Genomic DNA, 19,820 nt, shown 5'->3' with positions numbered 1-19,820 from the left:
TTATAGCCAAACGCGCGGAGTGCGATTTACAAGCAAACTGCAAGTTACATATATTGCGGTAACTGGAGGATGGCTTCGGCGTTGGAGGGGGAAAAGCAGCGGTCGGCAGCTTCCAGATACGGCAGCCAGACGTGGGCGGTATGTTCGCGCGGGCTCAGCATGACGGGCACGTTGCGCGGCACCTGCACGCTGAAGATGTGTTCGAGGTTGTGGGTGACGCCGGGTTCGTAGCGGTGGCGCCAGATGGGATAGATTTCGTAGATGTTCTGCAGGCCCCAGTCGCGCAGTACGATGTGCTTGCCGTCGGCGACGATGCCGGTTTCTTCGAACAGTTCGCGGGTGGCGGTGGTGAGCAGGGGTTCGTCGAGGGCGTCTTTCGAGCCGGTGACGGATTGCCAGTAGCCGGGGTTGCCGGCGCGCTCGATCAGGAGCACTTCCAGCTCGGCGGTGTGGATGACCACCAGGACGGATTCGGGGATTTTGTAGGGCTTCACTTTTTAAACCGGTGAACCTGCGGGAACTGGCCCTAGGTCCAGCCCCCGTCCTTCACTGCAAGTGCGGCGGCAGTCGCGGGCCCAGTGTCAGACCCTGCGGGTCTGACACTGGTTTGCCGGTTTTAGCCAGCCACCTTAGGCTCAGCCGAACGCAGGCGGATATGCAGTTCACGCAGCTGCTTCTCGTCCACCGGCGATGGAGCCTGGGTCAGCAGGCACTGCGCACGCTGGGTTTTCGGGAAGGCGATCACGTCGCGGATCGAATCGGACTTGGTCATCAGGGTCACGATACGATCCAGGCCGAAGGCCAAGCCGCCGTGCGGAGGCGCGCCGTACTGCAGCGCGTCCAGCAGGAAGCCGAACTTCTCGCGAGCCTCTTCAGCACCGATCTTCAGCGCGCGGAACACTTTGGACTGCACTTCTTCGCGGTGGATACGGATCGAGCCGCCGCCCAGTTCCCAGCCGTTCAGCACCATGTCGTAGGCCTTGGCGATACATGCGCCTGGATTGGTTTCCAGCATGTCTTCGTGGCCGTCTTTTGGCGAGGTGAACGGGTGGTGGGTTGCGGTCCAGCGGTCTTCTTCTTCGTCGTATTCGAACATCGGGAAGTCGATCACCCACAGCGGCGCCCACACGTCGTTGAACAGGCCATTGGCCTTGCCGAACTCGGAGTGGCCGATCTTCACGCGCAGCGCGCCGATCGCGTCGTTCACAACCTTGGCCTTGTCGGCGCCGAAGAAGATCAGGTCGCCGTCTTGCGCGCCGGTCAGTTCCAGGATCTTGTTCAGGGCTTCGTCGTGGATATTCTTCACGATCGGCGACTGCAGGCCGTCACGGCCCTTGGCCTTCTCGTTGACCTTGATGTAGGCCAGGCCCTTGGCGCCATAAATGGCGACGAACTGGGTGTACGCGTCGATTTCAGAACGCGGCATGTCGGCGCCCTTCGGCACGCGCATGCCGACTACGCGGCCGTTCTTCATGTTGGCGGCGCCGGAGAAGACTTTGAACTCCACATCCTTCATCACGTCGGTCAGGTCGGTGAATTCCAGCTTGACGCGCATGTCAGGCTTGTCCGAACCGTACTTGCCCATGGCTTCGGCGAAGTCCATGACCGGGAACGGGTTTGGCAGATCCACGTCCATGGTGTTCTTGAACACTTTGCGGATCATGGTTTCGAACAGGTCGCGGATTTCCTGTTCGGTCAGGAACGAGGTTTCGCAGTCGATCTGGGTGAATTCAGGCTGGCGGTCGGCACGCAGGTCTTCGTCGCGGAAGCACTTGGTGATCTGGTAGTAGCGGTCGAAGTTGGCGACCATCAGCAGCTGCTTGAACAGCTGAGGCGACTGCGGCAGCGCAAAGAATTCGTGCGCGTTCACGCGGGACGGCACCAGGTAGTCGCGCGCGCCTTCCGGAGTGGACTTGGTCAGCACCGGGGTTTCGATATCGATAAAGCCAAGGTCGTCCAGGTACTTGCGCACTTCCATGGTCACCTTGTAACGCAGGCGCAGGTTGTTCTGCATCTGCGGGCGGCGCAGGTCCAGCACGCGGTGGGTCAGGCGGGTGGTTTCGGACAGGTTGTCGTCGTCCAGCTGGAATGGAACTGGCACGGAGGCGTTCAGCACTTCCACTTTGGAGGCAACGACTTCGATCTTGCCCGACTTCAGGTTGTTGTTGACGGTGCCGGCCAGGCGGTCTTTCACGGTGCCGGTGATGCGCAGGCAGTACTCGTTACGCACGGATTCGGCGACGGAGAACACTTCCGCCTGGTCCGGGTTGCAGACCACCTGCACCAGGCCTTCGCGGTCGCGCAGGTCGATGAAGATCACGCCGCCGTGGTCGCGACGACGATGCACCCAGCCGCACAGGCTGACGGTTTGGCCTACGAGGGCTTCGGTTACGAGGCCGCAGTATTCAGTACGCATGGACATATTGATTCTCAGTTTCAGGTTAAGTTTTATTCAGGGACGACAACGCCCATCGAAACGATGTACTTCAGTGCGGCATCGACGCTCATATCGAGCTCGATTACATCTTTTTTCGGGAACATCAGGAAGAAGCCGGAAGTCGGGTTCGGCGTGGTTGGCACGTAGACGCTGATGAATTCATCGTCCATGTGCTTCTGCACTTCGGTGGCCGGCGCGCCGGTCAGGAAGGCGATCGTGCGCGAGCCCGCATGCGGATAAGGCACCAGCACCGCCTTGCGGAAGGCGTTGCCGGAATCGGAGAACAGCGTGTCCGATACCTGCTTCACGCTGCCGTACAGCGAGCTGACCACTGGAATGCGGTGCAACAGCTTTTCCCACTGGCGGATCAGGAAATTGCCAACCAGGTTATTGGTCAGCAGGCCGGTCAGGAACACGATCAGCACGGTCAGGATGGTGCCCAGGCCCGAAATTCGTCGGTCCTTGGGCAGCCACTTCTCCGGGATCAGCAGCAGCGACTGGTCCATGGTGGAGATCACCAGGTTCAGCACCCATGCCGTAATGGCCAGCGGTACCAGGACCAGCAAGCCGGTTATGAAATATTTGCGCATCGTGTTCCTTGTGCGGGGAAAATCAAGCCTCGCTGGTGGACTTCGCCGGTGCAGGTGCCGGCGCGGCTGCCGCCGGGGCTTCGGTCTTGGCCGTGCTGGCAACGCCGGTTGCCGGGGCGCTGCCGCCACGGAAATCGGTTACGTACCAGCCGGTGCCTTTCAGTTGGAAGCCGGCTGCGGTCAGTTGCTTCTTAAAGGTGGACTTGCCGCAGGAAGGGCAATCGGTGAGCTGCGGATCGGAGATCTTTTGCAGCACGTCCTTGGCAAAGCCACATTCCTCGCAGCGGTAAGCGTAGATAGGCATCGATTACTCCGCAAAAAACATCAAAACCCTGAATTATAAAGCTTTTTTCCGGCGCCAGGCCATCCAGCGCTCCTTGCCCTCGAATACCGGGATGGAGTCTTCGACCGGCGTGTCTCGCTCGAGGTCGAAGTAAGCGCTCAATAACCGGCTCAGCAGCTCCTGGTCGGCACCGAACGGCGGGCCTTTCGGGTTGCTGTCGAAGAAGAAGTAGCCCAGGAGCAGGCCGCCTTCGGGCAGCAGTTGCACCCAGCGCTGCACTACGCGCGGCCACATCTCGCGCGGCATGGCGCACAGGAAGGCGCGTTCGTAGACCAGGTCCAACGGCAGTTGCGGTGTGTATTCGAAGAAATCGGCTTCGATCACGTGCTCACGCCAGGGGCCGACAGCTTGTTGCGCCGCAACAACGGCGGACGGGGAGAAGTCGATGGCGGTGGCGTTCCAGCCGGCTTCGCAGAACGCTTGCAGTTCGTAGGCACTGCCGCAGCCGGGGATGAGCACGGAAAACCGGCCACCCGATGTCTGACCCGCAGGGTCAGACACCTGTCCAGCGGCTGCCGCGTACCTGGGGGTCTGACCCTGTGGGTCAGACCCTGGGTTACCGGTTTGGAGCCAGCGCGCCAGCTGCGCCGGAACACCCCCGCGATCCCACGGCTTGAATTCAGCCTCGAACCGCTGGTCCCAGAACTCCGGCGTGCGCGGATCGCGGTTAGTGAAGTCGGGCATAAGCCACGTACGCCACAGCGCCCAACACAAACGACCCGACCAGGAATGCAAAGAACGACAGCAAGCGATTGGTATGCCGTTGCTCTTCGACCAAGTGGGCCAGCAAAGCCTTGGTCTCCACGTCGCGCTCCGCAGCGACTGTGAGCGCCTGGTGCGCAAGCCGCGGCAACTGCGGGAAGATATGCGAATAGCGCGGCGCTTCCGCCTTCAGGCGTTCCACCAGGCCGCGCCAGCCCACCTGCTCCGCCATCCAGCGCTCCAGGTAAGGCTTGGCCGTCTTCCACAGGTCCAGGTCAGGATCGAGCTGGCGGCCCAGGCCTTCAATATTCAGCAGCGTCTTTTGCAGCAGCACCAGCTGCGGCTGCACTTCCACATTGAAGCGGCGCGAAGTCTGGAACAGGCGCAGCAGCACCTGGCCGAACGAAATATCCTTCAGCGGACGGTCGAAGATCGGCTCGCAGCACGCCCGCACTGCAGCTTCCAGCTCATCGACGCGGGTCTCTTTCGGCGCCCAGCCTGATTCGATATGCGCCTCCGCCACGCGCTTGTAATCGCGGCGGAAGAAGGCCAGGAAGTTCTGCGACAGGTAATCCTTGTCGTAATCGTTCAGCGTGCCGACGATGCCGAAGTCCAGTGCGATATAGCGGCCAAACGACTCAGGCTCGATCGACACCAGGATATTCCCCGGGTGCATGTCGGCGTGGAAGAAGCCGTCGCGGAACACCTGCGTGAAGAAGATCTCCACGCCATCGGACGAGAGCTTTTTCAAGTCCACGCCGGCCTCGATCAGGCGATCGATCTGCGACACCGGAATGCCGTGCATGCGCTCCATCACGATCACATTGCTGGAGCAATAATCCCAGTACATCTCCGGCACCAGCAGCAGCTTCGACTCGGCAAAGTTGCGGCGCAACTGGCTGGCGTTGGCGGCCTCGCGCATCAGGTCCAGTTCATCGTGCAGGTACTTGTCGAACTCCTGCACCACCTCCTGGATTTTCAGGCGCTTTGAATCGGCCCACACGCGGTTGATGAAGTTGGCCGCGATATGCATCAGCGCTACGTCTTCATCGATCAGTTTCTTCATGCCAGGGCGCAGGACTTTCACTGCCACCTGGGTGCCATCCTTCAGCGCAGCAAAGTGCACCTGGGCGATGGATGCCGACGCCACCGGCACGCGCTCGAAGCGCGCAAACAGTTCGTCAGGATGGGCGCCCAGCGACTCCTCGATCATCCTGATCGCCAGGTCGGAATCGAAGGGCGGTACGCGGTCCTGCAGCTTGGACAGCTCGGCCACGATATCGAGCGGGAACAGGTCGCTGCGGGTCGACAGCACCTGGCCGAATTTGACGAAGATCGGACCCAGCTCCTCCAGCGCGCGGCGCAGGCGCACGGCGCGCGGCGTCGACAGGTCGCGCCAGAAAAAGACGGTATCGAGAAACTTGCTGATGCGTGGCTTGTCGAAGCCGGAAATGGCGATTTCATCCAGCCCGTACCGGACGGAGACGCGGACAATCTTGAACAGCCTGAGGAATTTGCGAATCATTTAGCCAGTTTTTGTTCGAGTTTTTCCAGCCGCTTGCTGGCGCGTTCCACGTCGTCGCGGAAGCGGGTCACATCGGCCGCAAAGCTTTCCGCCACCACAGGGCGGATCAACAGCGGGTTCTCGTCGAGGAAATATTCCGCGACATTCTCGGCCACTTTGCGCTGGCCGTTGCGCGCACCCTGCACTACCGCCTTGGCGCCCTGCACCAGGCGCACGGCTGCAATCGGGCCCACCAGTTTTTCCAGGTCGTACTCGGCTTCCCAGCGCAGCGATTGCGACAGGCGTGAAATGGCGTTGGCGAATTCGGCGTCGCCTTCGATCTGCACGTAGGAGAAAGCACGCTCGCGGTTTTGCGCGATCAGGGGCAGGTCGCTCAGCTTCAGGCGGATCGTCACCGCTGCCCCGGCCTCGTTGCCTGCCGCTTCCACCATGCCGTCGGGCGCCACGCGCAGGCGCAGCACAGCGGGGTTGGCATCGATCACGGCGACCTTGCCGGCATGTAGCTTGAGCTCGGTGCGCGCCCATGGCTCCTGCGCCAGCAGGTGATTGACGGTGGCAGCTGCCGGCATGCTCAGGCCAGGCAGCCTGGGAGGGAATGGAAACATATTCAAGTGGGTCCAAATAAAACAAAACCGCCCCGGAAAACCAGGGCGGTCTCGATCTTACCAGTTACTGCGCCAACTCACGCAAGCTGCTGGATACCTGCCAGCATCCAGCCAGTTTTGCCGTTATGCGGTTTGCTCAGGTTCCAGACTTCCTGGAACGGTTCCGGCAGCGCATCGGCGGCGGGTTTCATCTTGCCCCAGAACTTCACGCTGGCCAGGGAATCATTGCCGTCGTTCTCGATGCCCAGCAACTCGGCCTCAATCGCCACCACATCGGTGTACTCGGCTTGCGCGCCGCGCTCCTGGATCTGCATGCGCAGCTCGGCAAAAACCTCGGGCGTGGTGAAAGTACGGATATCTTCCACGTCCGCCTTGTCCCATGCCGCTTGCAGGCGGATGTAGTTGGACTTGGCCGCACGCAGGAAGCCGGCGGTGTCGAAGTCGGCCGGCACGCCCCATGGGGCATGCGCCGCAGCTTCTGCCGCAGCAGGCGCCGCCAATGCCGCGCCGGCAGCAGGCATCACCGGCTCGAAAGCCGCTGGCTGCATCTGGTGCACGTTGCCGCCGTTATAGCCTCCGCTGAACGCTGGCTGGGCCGCCGGCTGCGACTTGCGACGCAGCATGCGGACGATGAAGAAGATCACAACGCCGATCAGGGCGATCATCAGGATCGAGCTGATGGCCGACGCCATGGCGCCGCCCAGGCCGAAGTGCGACAGCAGTGCGCCCAAGCCAAGGCCGAGCAGTGCACCGCCGAGGATGCCCTTCCACATGCTAGGTTTCGGCGCCGGAGCCGGTGCTGCAGGCGCAGGCGCTGCAGCCGGACGGGTGGCAGTCGGCGCCGCAGTCGGAGCGGTGGGCGCCGGTGCAGTAGTGGTCTGCTTCGGCATGCTGCTCACGCTCGACGACTGGCGGCCGAAGGACTTGCCGCCGCCCATCGGGCGGGCAGACAATTCGCTCATCATGCTCACAGCGGACAGCGCAATCATCGCGCCGGCCAGGAATTTCTTCATTTTCATCGTTGAATGTCTCACATTTTGATGCCAGTGTGTAAAGCGGCCACACCCGCCGTCAGGTTGTAGTACTGCACGCGCTCCAGACCCGCAGCCTGCATCATGGTCTTCAGCGTTTCCTGGTCCGGGTGCATGCGGATGGATTCGGCCAGGTAGCGATAGCTCTCCGAATCGTTGGCCACTTTCTGGCCCATCCACGGCAACACCGTGAAGGAATAAAAGTCATACGGTTTTTGCAAGAGCGGATCCACTTTCGAGAATTCCAGCACCAGCAATTTGCCGCCCGGCTTCAACACGCGACGCATTTCAGAAAGTGCAACATCCTTGTGCGTCATATTGCGCAGGCCGAACGCCACGCTGACACGGTCGAAGTAGTTATCCGGGAACGGCAACTTCTCCGCATCGCAAATCAAGGTGGGGGTAACCAGGCCCTTATTCAAGAGACGATCACGGCCGACACGCAGCATCGATTCGTTGATATCCGTCAGCCACACCTCGCCGGTCGAACCAGCCGCCTTGGCAAACGCCTTGGCCAGGTCGCCGGTACCGCCCGCGATATCGAGCACCTTCATGCCCGGGCGCACGGCCGCGTTAGCAATAGTGAAAGCCTTCCAGATGCGGTGCAAGCCGCCGGACAGAAGGTCATTCATGATGTCGTACTTGGCGGCGACGGAGTGGAAGACCTTGGCGACTTCCTTGACTTTGTCGTCTTCGTTGACGGTTTTATAACCGAAATGGGTGGTGTTGGTCATTTTGAGGGTGCCTTGTAATTGCCGCATTATACATTTGTGGGGTGACGCACAGATTTTGATGAGGCTTGTCAACCAGAATGCTCAACGAGTCGTTTTATGGCTCAGACGATTTGTCTTACTAGGAGATTTTCAGATGGAGCTTCAGCAAAAATTGCCCGCGGACATTTTTTTCCCGGATATCGACGAAGCCACCAAGCAGTTCATCGATGCCACCCGCGCCCAGTCGCGCGCCCTGGCGTCCGCTGAGCCGCATCCAATGACCTTCAACGTCGAGGCAATTCGCCGCCTGACTCCAGAAGCCCGCGCCGCATTCCGCTACATCTGGGAACGCGAGCAGCAGCGCTATGAAGAGTTCCAGCGTCGCAAAATGATGGTCAACTAAGCACACTTTCAATGGCGGCAACATGCCGCCATTCCTTGATGTATCCGAAAGCAGGCATTCGGGCCAAGCGTAAGCTGGCCCAATGCCCAGCAAGATCTACCTCGACACTTCCGTCCTCTGCGCCCTGGCCGACCCGCCAGCCCGCAGCGCCTATGCACGCACCTGCCAGTCCCTGACGCGGCGCTGGTTCCGCGCCCTGCCGCACACCCGGAATCTCTGCACATCCGAGATCGCCCTCCAGGCAATCATTGCTGGCCCACCCGAACTGGCCTCCGCCCGCCTGACGAAAGCCGAATCCGTGCTCGTCCTACCGGACAACAAAATATTTCGCGAAAAAGCGGAACTTTTGATAGCCGGCGGCGGCCTAAGTTCCAATGAGGCGAAGCTTGGCGCTCAAATCGCGTGTGCATCTCAATTCGGTTCCAGCTTGTTTATGACATGGCAATGGCAGCGCCTGGAAGCAGAACGCCTGCCACATCTGCACATGATGCTCGGCGAGGCAGGTTTTGCACAAATCGATTTCGTCACTCCGCTACAACTCTTGGAGCTCAACTATGAAACGATACAGACTTCCCGCTGACGTAGACTTCCCTGAACTGGACCAAGCGACCAAAGAGGAAATGGACAGGATGCACGCAGAAATGCTCAGGTGTTGCCCGGGCCACCCAGATGACATTCCTGAAGTGACGTCATTTTCCCCAAAATTCCTGCGTTCATTGCCAGCGAAAAACCGCGCCATGTACAAATATGTTTGGCTGAACCACGTGAAGGAGTATGAGGAGTTCATGCGCCAGCACCCGGAGCTGGACTGCGACTGACTCAGTGATGATGGCCGCAACCGTGGGCTTTTGCGGCAGCGCCGGGGAGAACTGTGCCGGGCTCGCGGCCGGAGTCGCCGGGGAAGCCGGCCGCCTCCAGGCGCTTCAGGTAGTCAGTCCAGTGGTGCTCCATGCGGGCGCCGAGGTCGTACAGGTAATCCCAGGTATACAAGCCGGAATTGTGGCCGTCGTCAAAGGTCGGCTTGACGGCGTAATTGCCGACCGGCTCGAGGTTGGTCATGGCGACCTCCCGCTTGCCGACTTGCAGCACTTCCTGGCCCGGCCCGTGCCCCTTCACTTCCGCCGACGGTGAATACACGCGCAGCAGTTCAAAAGGAATATTGAAGCTTGCGCCATCGTCGAAGGAGACTTCAAGATAGCGCGATTTGCTGTGGACAGTCAGGCCGGTAGGATTGCTCATTTCAGGTTCAGGATAATCGCCGCACGCAGGGCCGGCAGCAAGGCCGCACGCGCTGCCACGGCGGCCGGATCGGCTTCGCGCTGCTTCGCGCCCCAGGTCGGGTTCGGGAAGTGCGCATCGTCAGTGTAGCGCGGGATCACGTGCCAGTGCACGTGCGGCGTCATATTGCCGAAGCTGGCCACATTGACCTTGTGCGGCGCCATGGTCGTGCGTTGCGCCTGCTCTACCGCCCACACGGCCCACATGACGTGGTCGCGGTCTTCCGGCGACAGGTCGGTCATCTCGCGCACATGGTCGTGCCACACCACGCGGGTGTAGCCGGGATAGCCCGGCTCGTCGACCAGCACCACAGCCAGGCGCTCGTCGCGCCAGACCAGCGGGCTCGCCGCGCCGGCGGGCGCCGCATCGAAGCCGGCCAACAGCTTGCACAGGTCGCAGTTCGCAGTCGTCGTCATACCAGCACCCTCTCGATGCCGCCGTCATTGGCGCGCGCCACGTAATCCACCAGCCAGTTGTCGCCCAGCTTGTGCTTGGCGATTTCGATCACGATGTAATCTGCGGTGGTGCCCGAATCGTCGTTATAGCGGCTCAGGCCCTGCATGCACGATGGGCAGGAAGTGAGGATCTTGACGTCGCCCTGGAAGCCGTCGGCACGCAGCTTGTCTGCGCCCGACACCATTTCCTGCTCCTTGCGGAAGCGGACCTGGGTCGAAATATCCGGACGCGCATTCGCCAGCGAGCCGGACTCACCGCAGCAGCGGTCGTTCTTCTCGATCTTCACGTTGTCGATGGTCGACACCAGCGCATTCACGGTCTTGATCGGGTCCTGCTGCTTCATCGGCGTGTGGCAAGGATCGTGGTACATGTAGCGGGTACCCTCCACGCCTTCCAGCTTGACGCCCTTCTCCAGCAGGAATTCGTGGATGTCCATGATGCGGCAGCCCGGGAAAATCTTCTCGAACTCATAGGTCGCCAGCTGGTCATAGCAGGTGCCGCAAGACACCACCACCGTCTTGATGTCCAGGTAGTTCAGCGTATTCGCCATGCGGTGGAAGAGGACGCGGTTATCCGTCATCATCTTTTCGGCCTTGTCGAAATCGCCCGCGCCGCGCTGCGGATAGCCGCAGCACAGGTATCCCGGTGGCAGCACGGTCTGCACGCCCACCTCCCACAACATGGCCTGCGTTGCCAGGCCCACCTGCGAGAACAGCCGCTCCGAGCCGCAACCCGGGAAGTAGAACACCGCTTCCGTGTTGGCATTGGTCTTCTTCGGATCGCGGATGATCGGGATCATCTTGTTGTCTTCGATGTCGAGCAGCGCACGCGCCGTCTTTTTCGGCAGGTTGCCCGGCATCTTCTTGTTCACGAAGTGGATCACCTGCTCGCGCACGGCCGGCTTGCCGACGGTTGGCGGCGGTGCCTTGGTCTGCTTGCGCGCCACGGCCTTGAACACTTCGTGGCCCAGGCGCTGCGCCTTGTAGCCCCAGCCGATCATGGTCTGGCGGGTGGCGTTGATGGTCGCCGGATCGGTCGCGTTCAGGAAGAACATGGTCGCTTTCTTGCCCGGATTGAACGATCGCTTGTTCATCTTGCGCAGCAGGTTACGCATATTCATCGACACGTCGCCGAAGTCTATATTCACCGGGCACGGCGTGGCGCACTTGTGGCACACGGTGCAGTGGTCGCTGACGTCTTCGAATTCTTCCCAATGGCGGATCGAAATGCCGCGGCGGGTCTGTTCTTCGTACAGGAAAGCTTCGATCAGCGACGAGGTGGCGAGGATCTTGTCGCGCGGCGAATACAGCAGGTTGGCGCGCGGCACGTGGGTCGAGCACACCGGCTTGCACTTGCCGCAGCGCAGGCAGTCCTTCACGCTGTTGGCGATGTCGCCGATATCGCTTTGCTGCATGATCAGCGATTCGTGGCCCATCAGGCCGAACGACGGCGTGTAGGCGTTTTCCAGCGTGGCTTCCATGCCCGGCAGGTTGAGCAGCTTGCCCTTGTTGAAGCGGCCTTCCGGGTCGACGCGTTTCTTGTACTCGCGGAATTCGCCGATTTCATCGTCGGTCAGGAATTCCAGCTTGGTGATGCCGATGCCGTGCTCGCCCGAGATCACGCCATTCAGCGAACGGGCCAGCTTCATGATGCGCGCCACGGCCTTGTGCGCGTCCTGCAGCATTTCGTAATGGTCCGAGTTGACCGGCAGGTTGGTGTGCACGTTGCCGTCGCCAGCGTGCATGTGCAGCGCCACGAAGACGCGGCCATGCAGCACGCGCTTGTGGATCGCCTGGGCTTCGTCGAGGATCTGCTTATACGCGCCGCCGTTGAAGATCTGGCGCAGTTGCGCGCGAATCTCCTGCTTCCAGCTGATGCGCACGGTGCGGTCCTGCGCTACGTCGAACAGGGTCGCTTGCGGCTGGTGCTGCAGGCGGTCGTCCAGCGCGCCGGCCAGGTGCTCCAGGCCCAGCGCCAGCAGGTCGCCGCGCACTTCGGCCAGCGGCTTGTCCAGGTTGGCCAGGATGAAGGTCCAGCGTGCATGCACCTGGTCCACCAGGGCCAGCGCCTGCGCCTGGCGGTCGCCCAGCATTTCCGCGTAGCCGACCTTGTCGTCGGTGGCGTCGTCGCTCTTGCCGATCGGGAGCTTGTCGGCAGCGAGGTATTCGCGCAGCTCTTCCGCCAGTTGCAGCTTGTTCTTGATCGACAGTTCGATGTTGATGCGCTCGATGCCGTCGGTGTACTCGCCCATGCGGTTCAGCGGGATCACCACGTCTTCATTGATCTTGAAGGCGTTGGTGTGCTTCGCAATAGCCGCAGTGCGGGCGCGGTCCAGCCAGAATTTCTTGCGTGCTTCAGGGCTCACTGCCACGAAGCCTTCGCCGACGCGGGTGTTCGCCAGGCGTACCACTTCGGATGCGGCCAGCGCCACGGCGTCTTCATCGTCGCCGACGATGTCGCCGAACAGGGCCATTTTCGGCAACACGCCGCGCTTGGACTTGGTCGCGTAGCCGACGGCGCGCAGGTAACGCTCGTCCAGGTGCTCCAGGCCGGCGAGGCGGATGGTCTTGAACTGTTCTCCCTGCGCCGGCAGGCCGTCCAGGTAATCCTTGATCTCCACGATCGAAGGAATCGCATCGCGCGCCTGGCCGAAGAACTCCAGGCAAACCGTGCGCGTGAACTTCGGCATCTTGTGCAGGATCCAGCGCGCAGACGTGATCAGGCCATCCGTACCCTCTTTCTGCACGCCCGGCAGGCCGGCCAGGAACTTGTCGGTGACGTCCTTGCCCAGGCCTTCCTTGCGGAACTTGCGGCCTTCGATCTCCAGGATCTCGGTCTTGAACGGTTCGCCCTTGGCTTCGCCGCGCGAATTCGGATGCGTCCATTCCAGCTTGAAGCGCGCGAGCGGCGTGTCGTGGATCTTGGACAGGTTGTGGTCCAGACGCGTGACTTCCAGCCAGTCGCCGTTCGGATCGACCATGCGCCACGATGCCAGGTTATCCAGCGCGGTACCCCACAGCACGGCCTTCTTGCCGCCCGCATTCATCGCAATATTGCCACCGATGCAGGAGGCGTGGGCCGAAGTCGGATCGACGGCGAACACGAAGCCCGCCTTCTCGGCCGCTTCGCTGACCTTGTTGGTGATGACGCCCGCTTCCGAGTGCACGGTCGCGTATTCGCGGTCCAGGCCCGGCAGCACCTTCATTTCAACGGCGCCCAGCTTGAGCAGTTTTTCGGTGTTGATCACGGCCGACAGCGGCGTCAGCGGAATGGCGCCGCCGGTGTAGCCGGTGCCGCCGCCGCGCGGGATGATGGTCAGGCCAAGTTCGATACAGCCTTTCACCAGGCCGGCCATTTCATCTTCGCTGTCCGGGGTCAGCACCACGAACGGGTATTCGACGCGCCAGTCGGTGGCGTCGGTCACGTGGCTGATGCGCTTCATGCCGTCGAAGCAGATGTTGTGCTTCTCGGTGTACTTGCCCAGCACCTTCAGCGTGCGCTTGCGCAGGTCGTACATCTGGCGGAACTCTTCGCCGAAATCGGCGACTGCCTTGCTGGCGGCACGCAGCAGCTTTTCCACGTTGCCGCTGCGCTTCTGCGAATCGGCATCGGCAGCCGCATCGACGGTGTTGCGGCGCTTGTCCACTTCCGACAGGCGGTGATGCAGCGCGTCGATCAGGGCCTGGCGGCGCTTCGGGTTATCCAGCAGGTCGTCCTGCAGGTAAGGGTTGCGGCGTACGACCCAGATATCGCCCAGCACTTCGTACAGCATGCGCGCGGAACGGCCGGTCTGGCGAGAGGCCCTCAGTTCGTCCAGCAACGCCCAGGACTCTTCGCCCAGCAGGCGGATCACAATTTCGCGATCAGAGAACGAGGTGTAGTTGTACGGAATTTCCCGCAAGCGGGTGTGGGCGTGACCATCTGGCGATTCGGCGAGCAGTGCCTGGATTTGTGCTGGTGCGTTCATATTGCGTGGACGGGGGGCTGACGCTGGGACAGGCCATTCTATCTTATTGCGGCGCACAAGATGGGAACAGCCTTAGAAGGCCGAAGGGTTCCGTTAACGTCAATTATCAAAATATAATTTCGCATTTCAACAAAAATTCCACCCTTAATTTTCCGCGATGCCCGCCCATCAGTCTGGAATTTCGCAACACTGCTGCTATGCGGAATCTTACGATCCCGCTCGCGCGGCAGGCCAGCGCTTACTTTGCCTGCACCAGTGCTTCGCTGACGTCCCATAAGCGCTGGGCCACGTCGTCGTCATGTGCCACCGGATTGGGCGAGCGCAGCGGCCAGCCACCCTTACGCGACGCCTTGTCCTGATAGCCAGCGATCTGGCTGTAGTATGCGCCCGATTGGCCTTCCACTTCAGGCGCGAGCAAGGCGTGCAGGGTAGTTTGCGCGCCTTCCCAAGGCTCGATCATTCCAGCCAGCCTCAGCACCGGGATCACCAGCAGGCGCTGCAGCCACATCGGCAGCGGAACCTTGAGCAGGTTGGTACGCACAAAACCGGGATTGACGCTGGCGGCAACCACGCCGCTGCCGGCCAGCCGGCGGCTGAGCTCGCGGGCGTGCAGCAAGTTGGCAAGCTTCGATGCGCGTACGCTTCCCAGGTATCGAATGGCCGCTGCTCGTAGTTCAGGTCCTCGAAGTGGATTTCGCCCTTGCGCCCCATGGCAAACTCATGGAAATAGCTCGACAGGTTGACCACTCGCGAAGGCGCGCCGGCCTTCAACGCATTTAGCAGCAGCTCGGTAAGCAGGAAATGGCCCAGGTGGTTGACGCCAAATTGCGTTTCAAAACCGTCGTTGGTGCGGCCGAATGGCGTTTTCATGACCCCCGCATTGTTGACCAGTCCCTGCAGCTTTGGATGCTCGCGGTTGACCTCGACCGCAAAGGCGCGCAAGGAAGCAAGATCGTCCAGCGCCAGCCGGTACACGGCCAGCTTTGCCGAAGGCAGCGCTTGCCGGATTTCAGCAGCGACACGCTTCCCTTCCTCGACCCGGCGTACGCTCATGACGACGGTCACGCCTTGCTTGGCCAATTGCTGGGTGGTCACCAGGCCGATGCCGGAATTGGCGCCGGTGACAACCTAAGTCTTGCCGCTCAGATCCTGCCCGAGAATTTCCGAACGAACCATTAAAGGGGTAGCCATCTTGTACTCCGTGTGAGACATTCGACATAAGAAACCACTGGCCTCCAATTTAGAAGACCACTGGTCTCTTGTCAAGCAGCTTTGCGATGATAAAGTTGCGCCACTCACCAGAACGTCTGATTAATTTATGACAGCACCAGAGACATTTCAGCGCGCCCGCCGCCCCGAACAGAAAGAGGAGCGCCGCCTCCATTTGCTGGAAACCGCCAAGGCTGCCCTGCGCAACGGCATGGAAGTCAGCGAGCTTGGCTTGAATGAGCTGGCGCGGCGCGCCGAAATGACCAAATCGAATGTCTACCGGTATTTCGAGAATCGCGAAGCCTTGCTGCTGGCATTACTGGAAGAGGAGACTGGACGCTGGCAGCAGGAATTGGATGAGCGGCTCGCCGCCGTGCAGCCCGCAACCGGACAGCAGCTTGCACAGGCGTTCGCCGCCGCCAGCGCCGCTTATCCTCTGATGTGCCGCCTGCTCAGCATTCTGCCTTCGATCATCGAGCGCAATGTATCGCAAGAAAGGCTGAAGGAATTCAAGCTGCGCACCATCGCCATGACGGCTGCGGTAGCGGACCTGTTGAACGCGAGGGCACCGGCGTTGCCAGCCGCTGCTTATATCACCTTCATGCGCCTGGCCATCCCACTCATGATCGGGCTCTGGCCACTCAGCCACCCGGCGCCGGCCTTGTGCGAAGTGCTGGCCGCTCCAGAACTGGAACCGTTACGGTATGAGTACGAGAGCGAGCTGGCCGCCGCCCTGCTGCTGCTGCTGCGCGGCCTGGGATCGGATTGAGGTCAACCGCCTAATGCATGCGCGATCGAGCGCCAGGCACCGTCCGGCACATACAACAGCAGCGAAGTCATCGTGATGTAGCGCGCCAGCTTGCCGATCGCCATATACATGGTCGCGGGCCAGAACGGCAGCTTCAGCCAGCCGCCCAGCGTGCACAGCGGATCACCGATGCCGGGCACCCAGGACAGCAGCATGGTCTTGGCTCCGTAGTGCGCCAGCCAGCCGAACCAGCGGCTGGAACGTTCCTTGGTAAAGGCTTTCTTGGCGTAATAACCGATCCAGTAGTCGACCACGCCGCCCAAGGTATTGCCCACGGTCGCGACCGCAATGGCTGGCCAGAACATGTCGGGATTGGCTTTGCAGACGGCAAAGACAGCGGGTTCGGACCCCAGCGGCACCAGCGTGGCAGAGACAAAACTGATGATGAAGACCGAGGTCAGTCCCACTTCGGGCGCCGCCAACACACCCAGCAGCCATTGGATTGCAGATTCGATCATAGGCTTCCATTATAATGAACCGACCAGAACACCCGGCACACCAGACAGCCCGCGCCATTGCATACCCGCATGGCAGGCGTGCCACCCCTTCGGTTACCCGCCGTTGACAGTCCTTGCACCACTCAAATCCTTTGCAAATTATGACTATCGACTACCTGAAGAAAATCCTGACCTCCCGCGTCTACGACGTGGCCCATGAAACCCCGCTCGAACTGGCTCCGATTCTCTCGCAACGAATTGGCAACCAGATTTACTTCAAGCGCGAGGACATGCAGGACGTCTTTAGCTTCAAGGTACGCGGCGCTTACAACAAGATGGCGAATCTAAGCGACGCGCAATTGAAGCGCGGCGTCATTTGCGCCTCCGCCGGCAATCACGCGCAGGGCGTCGCCCTGTCCGCAGCCAAACTCGGTTGCCGCGCCCTCATCGTCATGCCTGCCACCACCCCGCTGCTGAAAGTCGAATCCGTGCGCCGCCGCGGCGGCGCCAGCGTGGAAGTGGTGCTGCATGGCGAGTCCTATACGGATGCCTACAACCACGCCCTGCAACTCGAGAAAGAGCAGAAGCTGACCTTCGTGCACCCATTCGACGATCCGGAAGTGATCGCCGGCCAGGGCACCATTGCCATGGAAATCCTGCGCCAGCATTCCGGCCCTATCCACGCGATCTTCGTGCCAATCGGCGGCGGCGGCCTGATTGCCGGTGTCGCCGCCTATGTGAAGCAGCTGCGCCCGGATATCAAGGTCATCGGCGTGCAAACCATGGATTCGGATGCGATGGGCCGCTCCATCAAGGCCGGCGAGCGCATCACCTTGTCCGACGTTGGCCTGTTCGCCGACGGCACCGCCGTGCGCCTGGTGGGCGAGGAAACCTTCCGCCTCGCGCAGCAGTTTGTCGACGAAGTGATCGTGGTCGATACCGATGCGATCTGCGCGGCGATCAAGGACGTGTTCACCGATACGCGCTCGATCCTGGAGCCTTCCGGCGCGCTGGCCGTAGCCGGCGCCAAGGCTTATGTCGAGCGCTCGGAAATGGGCAAGTATCCGGTGCAGGGCGAGACGCTGGTGACCATCTGTAGCGGCGCCAACATGAACTTCGACCGCTTGCGTTTCGTGGCGGAACGCGCCGAACTCGGTGAGTCGCGCGAAGCCGTGTTTGCCGTCACCATGCCGGAGCAGCGCGGCTCGTTCAAGCGCTTCTGCAGCCTGGTGGGCCCGCGCAATGTGACGGAGTTCAACTACCGGATAAGCGACCAGGAGCAGGCGCACGTGTTCGTCGGCGTGCAGATTGCCGATCGCAGCGAGTCGTCGTCGATTGCGCGGCGCTTTGAAGAGAACAACTTCAAGACGCTGGATTTGACCCATGACGAACTGGCCAAGTCGCACCTGCGCCACCTGGTCGGCGGCAAGAGCGTGCTGGCCAAGGATGAACTGCTGTATCGCTTTGAATTCCCTGAGCGGCCGGGGGCGCTGATGCGCTTCCTCGATTCGATGGCGCCGGAATGGAATATCTCCTTGTGCCATTACCGCTCGCAGGGCGGCGACGTGGGGCGGATTCTGATTGGCTTGCAGGTGCCGCCGCAGGATATGGACAAGTTTGCGCAGTTCCTGGCTACCTTGGGGTATCGCTATTGGGATGAGTCGCAGAATCCGGTGTACAAGCTGTTCCTCTGAAACCGGTAAACCAGGGTCTGACCCGCAGGGTCAGACCCTGTCTGCGCTACCGCTGTTGGTGTAGGTTGTGCGCCGTTGATCTCCGTCGAAAGTCAAAGACCTCGAACCCACCCGCGACTTCGAGACCGTACGGGGTCTGACCCTGCGGGTCAGACCCAGATTTACCGGTTTTTGGTAAACTGGCAGACCGTTTCAAGAAAAGTCCGCCATGTCCAACCTCCCAGAACACTCCCCCCTCGGCAAAACCTCCGCCTACCGCACCGACTACGCGCCGGAACTGCTGTTCCCCATCCCGCGCCAGGGCAAGCGCGACGAGTTGGGCCTGACAGGCACCCTGCCCTTCTTCGGAGTGGACATCTGGAACGGCTACGAGCTGTCCTGGCTGAACATGCGCGGCAAGCCGCAAGTGGCGGTGGCCCGCTTCACCATCCCTGCCGATTCGCCAAACTTGATCGAATCTAAATCTTTCAAGCTTTACCTCAATTCCTTCAACCAGACCAGGCTGGCCGGCCCCGACGCGCTGAAAATGCTGCTGCAGCAAGACCTGTCCGCCGCCGCCGGCGCCAGCGTGCATGTCACCCTGACCATGCAGGAGGACTTCCAAAAACTGGAAATGGGCGAGCTGGAAGGCCAGTTGCTGGACCGCCTCGACATCGACGTCGACAACTACTCCCCTCAGCCGGAAACTTTGAAAGCCAACTTCGACGAGCTGCCAGTAGAGGAGACCCTCGTCTCGCATTTGCTGAAGTCAAATTGCCTGGTCACCGGCCAGCCCGACTGGGGCAGCGTGCAGATCAGCTACTACGGGCCGCAGATCGACCAGGAAAGCTTGCTCAAATACCTGATCGGCTTCCGCGAGCATAATGAGTTCCACGAGCAGTGCGTCGAGCGCATCTTCACGGACATCCTGCGCCAGTGCAAGCCGCAACACTTGACGGTGTATGCACGGTATACCCGCCGAGGCGGCCTTGATATCAACCCATGGCGCACCAACTTTAGTAGTGCACAGCGGCCGTCCAATTTGCGCAACGCCCGCCAGTAAGGGATTTTTCCACGCAGAAACATTGCGTGAAATTCGAGTTACACGGCTGAGAAAGAGGCCTATAATGCGCTCGCAAAGCACATCAATGTCGCGTCATGAATAACCTGAGCAAAATCCTTTCGCTAGAGAACGTCCAGCTCGACCTGGAAGTCTCCAGCAAAAAGCGCGCTTTCGAGCAAGCCGGCCTGATCTTCGAGAACAACTGCGGCATCGCTCGCTCCACCGTATCGGACAACCTGTTCGCGCGCGAGCGCCTGGGCTCCACCGGCCTCGGCCACGGCGTTGCTGTCCCACACGGGCGCATCAAGGGTTCCAAGAGCCTGAAGGCGCCATTGGCCGCCTTTGTCCGCCTGGCCGAACCGATTCCTTTTGAATCGCCGGACGGCAAACCTGTGAACCTGCTGTTCTTCCTGCTCATCCCCGACCACGTGACGCAGCAGCACCTCGAAATCCTCTCCGAGATCGCAGAAATGTTCTCGGACGACGCCTTCCGCCAGGCACTGACGGAAGACCCGGACCCGAAATCGGTCTACAGCCGCATCGTCAACTGGCAGCCTAGCCTGCAAGCGGCAGGTTGAAC

Annotated in this window: 21 protein-coding genes and 1 pseudogene; 7 read left to right on the top strand and 15 right to left on the bottom strand. The window is 61.0% G+C overall.

The window, feature by feature from the left end; all coding sequences use genetic code 11:
- Nucleotides 1-44 precede the first annotated feature (44 nt).
- The 9 genes from nudB to ubiE all read right to left on the bottom strand — a co-directional run bounded on the left by nudB (nt 45) and on the right by ubiE (nt 7,967).
- On the bottom strand, nt 45-494 hold the full coding sequence (gene nudB, locus ACN9MY_RS04805) for a dihydroneopterin triphosphate diphosphatase (RefSeq protein WP_426167959.1): 450 nt from the start codon (nt 492-494) through the stop codon (nt 45-47).
- Nucleotides 495-616: 122 nt separating this feature from the next.
- The gene (gene aspS / locus ACN9MY_RS04800) at nt 617-2,422 is read right to left on the bottom strand and encodes an aspartate--tRNA ligase (protein WP_426336891.1); all 1,806 of its coding nucleotides are present in this window, start codon (nt 2,420-2,422) and stop codon (nt 617-619) included.
- 26 nt (nt 2,423-2,448) lie between these two features.
- A complete protein-coding gene (locus ACN9MY_RS04795; RefSeq protein ID WP_426167955.1) occupies nt 2,449-3,027 on the bottom strand; it encodes a DUF502 domain-containing protein in 579 nt (192 codons plus the stop codon).
- Nucleotides 3,028-3,049: 22 nt separating this feature from the next.
- Nucleotides 3,050-3,331, bottom strand: coding sequence for an FmdB family zinc ribbon protein (locus ACN9MY_RS04790; protein WP_426167953.1), 282 nt, complete (start codon nt 3,329-3,331; stop codon nt 3,050-3,052).
- A 33-nt stretch (nt 3,332-3,364) separates the two neighbouring features.
- Nucleotides 3,365-3,829, bottom strand: a complete 465-nt coding sequence (locus ACN9MY_RS04785) for a methyltransferase (protein WP_426167951.1) — start codon at nt 3,827-3,829, stop codon at nt 3,365-3,367.
- Between the two features lie 208 nt (nt 3,830-4,037).
- A complete protein-coding gene (ubiB, locus tag ACN9MY_RS04780; protein ID WP_426320817.1) occupies nt 4,038-5,597 on the bottom strand; it encodes a ubiquinone biosynthesis regulatory protein kinase UbiB in 1,560 nt (519 codons plus the stop codon).
- A complete protein-coding gene (locus ACN9MY_RS04775; RefSeq protein WP_426336890.1) occupies nt 5,594-6,202 on the bottom strand; it encodes a ubiquinone biosynthesis accessory factor UbiJ in 609 nt (202 codons plus the stop codon). The genes ubiB and ACN9MY_RS04775 overlap by 4 nt, the downstream gene beginning before the upstream one ends.
- Nucleotides 6,203-6,279: 77 nt before the next feature.
- Nucleotides 6,280-7,221 (bottom strand): Tim44 domain-containing protein, encoded by a 942-nt coding sequence (locus ACN9MY_RS04770; protein WP_426336889.1) that lies wholly within the window; start codon nt 7,219-7,221, stop codon nt 6,280-6,282.
- A gap of 11 nt (nt 7,222-7,232) precedes the next feature.
- The gene (gene ubiE, locus ACN9MY_RS04765; protein ID WP_426167943.1) at nt 7,233-7,967 is read right to left on the bottom strand and encodes a bifunctional demethylmenaquinone methyltransferase/2-methoxy-6-polyprenyl-1,4-benzoquinol methylase UbiE; all 735 of its coding nucleotides are present in this window, start codon (nt 7,965-7,967) and stop codon (nt 7,233-7,235) included.
- Nucleotides 7,968-8,100: 133 nt separating this feature from the next.
- Between ubiE and ACN9MY_RS04760 the strand changes: the two genes are divergently transcribed.
- The 3 genes from ACN9MY_RS04760 (at nt 8,101) to ACN9MY_RS04750 (ending at nt 9,167) form a co-directional block, all read left to right on the top strand.
- Nucleotides 8,101-8,349 carry a hypothetical protein gene (locus tag ACN9MY_RS04760; RefSeq protein WP_028101568.1) on the top strand — a complete coding sequence of 83 codons (249 nt, stop codon included), beginning with the start codon at nt 8,101-8,103 and terminating at the stop codon, nt 8,347-8,349.
- Nucleotides 8,350-8,431: 82 nt separating this feature from the next.
- Nucleotides 8,432-8,929: a hypothetical protein gene (locus ACN9MY_RS04755; RefSeq protein WP_426336888.1), complete on the top strand. Its 498-nt coding sequence runs from the start codon at nt 8,432-8,434 to the stop codon at nt 8,927-8,929.
- Nucleotides 8,904-9,167, top strand: a complete 264-nt coding sequence (locus ACN9MY_RS04750; RefSeq protein ID WP_426320810.1) for a hypothetical protein — start codon at nt 8,904-8,906, stop codon at nt 9,165-9,167. The genes ACN9MY_RS04755 and ACN9MY_RS04750 overlap by 26 nt, the downstream gene beginning before the upstream one ends.
- Before the next feature lies 1 nt (nt 9,168).
- Here the strand turns inward: ACN9MY_RS04750 and ACN9MY_RS04745 are convergent, their stop codons facing one another.
- From ACN9MY_RS04745 to ACN9MY_RS04725, 5 genes and pseudogenes are all read right to left on the bottom strand, one after another.
- On the bottom strand, nt 9,169-9,588 hold the full coding sequence (locus ACN9MY_RS04745) for a gamma-butyrobetaine hydroxylase-like domain-containing protein (protein ID WP_426167936.1): 420 nt from the start codon (nt 9,586-9,588) through the stop codon (nt 9,169-9,171).
- The gene (locus ACN9MY_RS04740) at nt 9,585-10,043 is read right to left on the bottom strand and encodes an HIT family protein (protein WP_426167934.1); all 459 of its coding nucleotides are present in this window, start codon (nt 10,041-10,043) and stop codon (nt 9,585-9,587) included. Before ACN9MY_RS04740 ends, ACN9MY_RS04745 begins: the two co-directional genes overlap by 4 nt.
- Nucleotides 10,040-14,050, bottom strand: coding sequence for a DUF3683 domain-containing protein (locus ACN9MY_RS04735; protein WP_426320807.1), 4,011 nt, complete (start codon nt 14,048-14,050; stop codon nt 10,040-10,042). The genes ACN9MY_RS04740 and ACN9MY_RS04735 overlap by 4 nt, the downstream gene beginning before the upstream one ends.
- A gap of 238 nt (nt 14,051-14,288) precedes the next feature.
- Entirely contained in the window at nt 14,289-14,666 is a 378-nt protein-coding gene (locus tag ACN9MY_RS04730; protein WP_426337672.1) for a hypothetical protein, read from the bottom strand.
- 152 nt (nt 14,667-14,818) lie between these two features.
- Nucleotides 14,819-15,145, bottom strand: a pseudogene (locus ACN9MY_RS04725) (SDR family NAD(P)-dependent oxidoreductase); the annotation flags it as partial.
- Nucleotides 15,146-15,368: 223 nt separating this feature from the next.
- Between ACN9MY_RS04725 and ACN9MY_RS04720 the strand changes: the two are divergent.
- Nucleotides 15,369-16,028 (top strand): TetR family transcriptional regulator, encoded by a 660-nt coding sequence (locus ACN9MY_RS04720; RefSeq protein ID WP_426320805.1) that lies wholly within the window; start codon nt 15,369-15,371, stop codon nt 16,026-16,028.
- 2 nt (nt 16,029-16,030) lie between these two features.
- On the opposite strand, the gene ACN9MY_RS04715 is transcribed toward ACN9MY_RS04720, so the two are convergent.
- A complete protein-coding gene (locus tag ACN9MY_RS04715; protein WP_426167927.1) occupies nt 16,031-16,525 on the bottom strand; it encodes a YqaA family protein in 495 nt (164 codons plus the stop codon).
- A gap of 140 nt (nt 16,526-16,665) precedes the next feature.
- On the opposite strand from ACN9MY_RS04715, the gene ilvA reads away from it, so the two are divergent.
- The 3 genes from ilvA (at nt 16,666) to ACN9MY_RS04700 (ending at nt 19,818) form a co-directional block, all read left to right on the top strand.
- Entirely contained in the window at nt 16,666-18,198 is a 1,533-nt protein-coding gene (ilvA, locus tag ACN9MY_RS04710; RefSeq protein ID WP_426336887.1) for a threonine ammonia-lyase, biosynthetic, read from the top strand.
- 208 nt (nt 18,199-18,406) lie between these two features.
- The gene (gene queF, locus ACN9MY_RS04705) at nt 18,407-19,240 is read left to right on the top strand and encodes an NADPH-dependent 7-cyano-7-deazaguanine reductase QueF (protein ID WP_426167923.1); all 834 of its coding nucleotides are present in this window, start codon (nt 18,407-18,409) and stop codon (nt 19,238-19,240) included.
- Between the two features lie 95 nt (nt 19,241-19,335).
- The gene (locus tag ACN9MY_RS04700; RefSeq protein WP_028101575.1) at nt 19,336-19,818 is read left to right on the top strand and encodes a PTS sugar transporter subunit IIA; all 483 of its coding nucleotides are present in this window, start codon (nt 19,336-19,338) and stop codon (nt 19,816-19,818) included.
- The last annotated feature ends 2 nt before the right edge of the window (nt 19,819-19,820 follow it).

The sequence above is a fragment of the Pseudoduganella sp. R-31 genome, from assembly GCF_049913235.1.
Lineage (GTDB): Bacteria > Pseudomonadota > Gammaproteobacteria > Burkholderiales > Burkholderiaceae_D > Rugamonas.
Note: the sequence above shows the minus strand (reverse complement) of the source record. Positions and strands in the feature narration are given on the sequence as shown.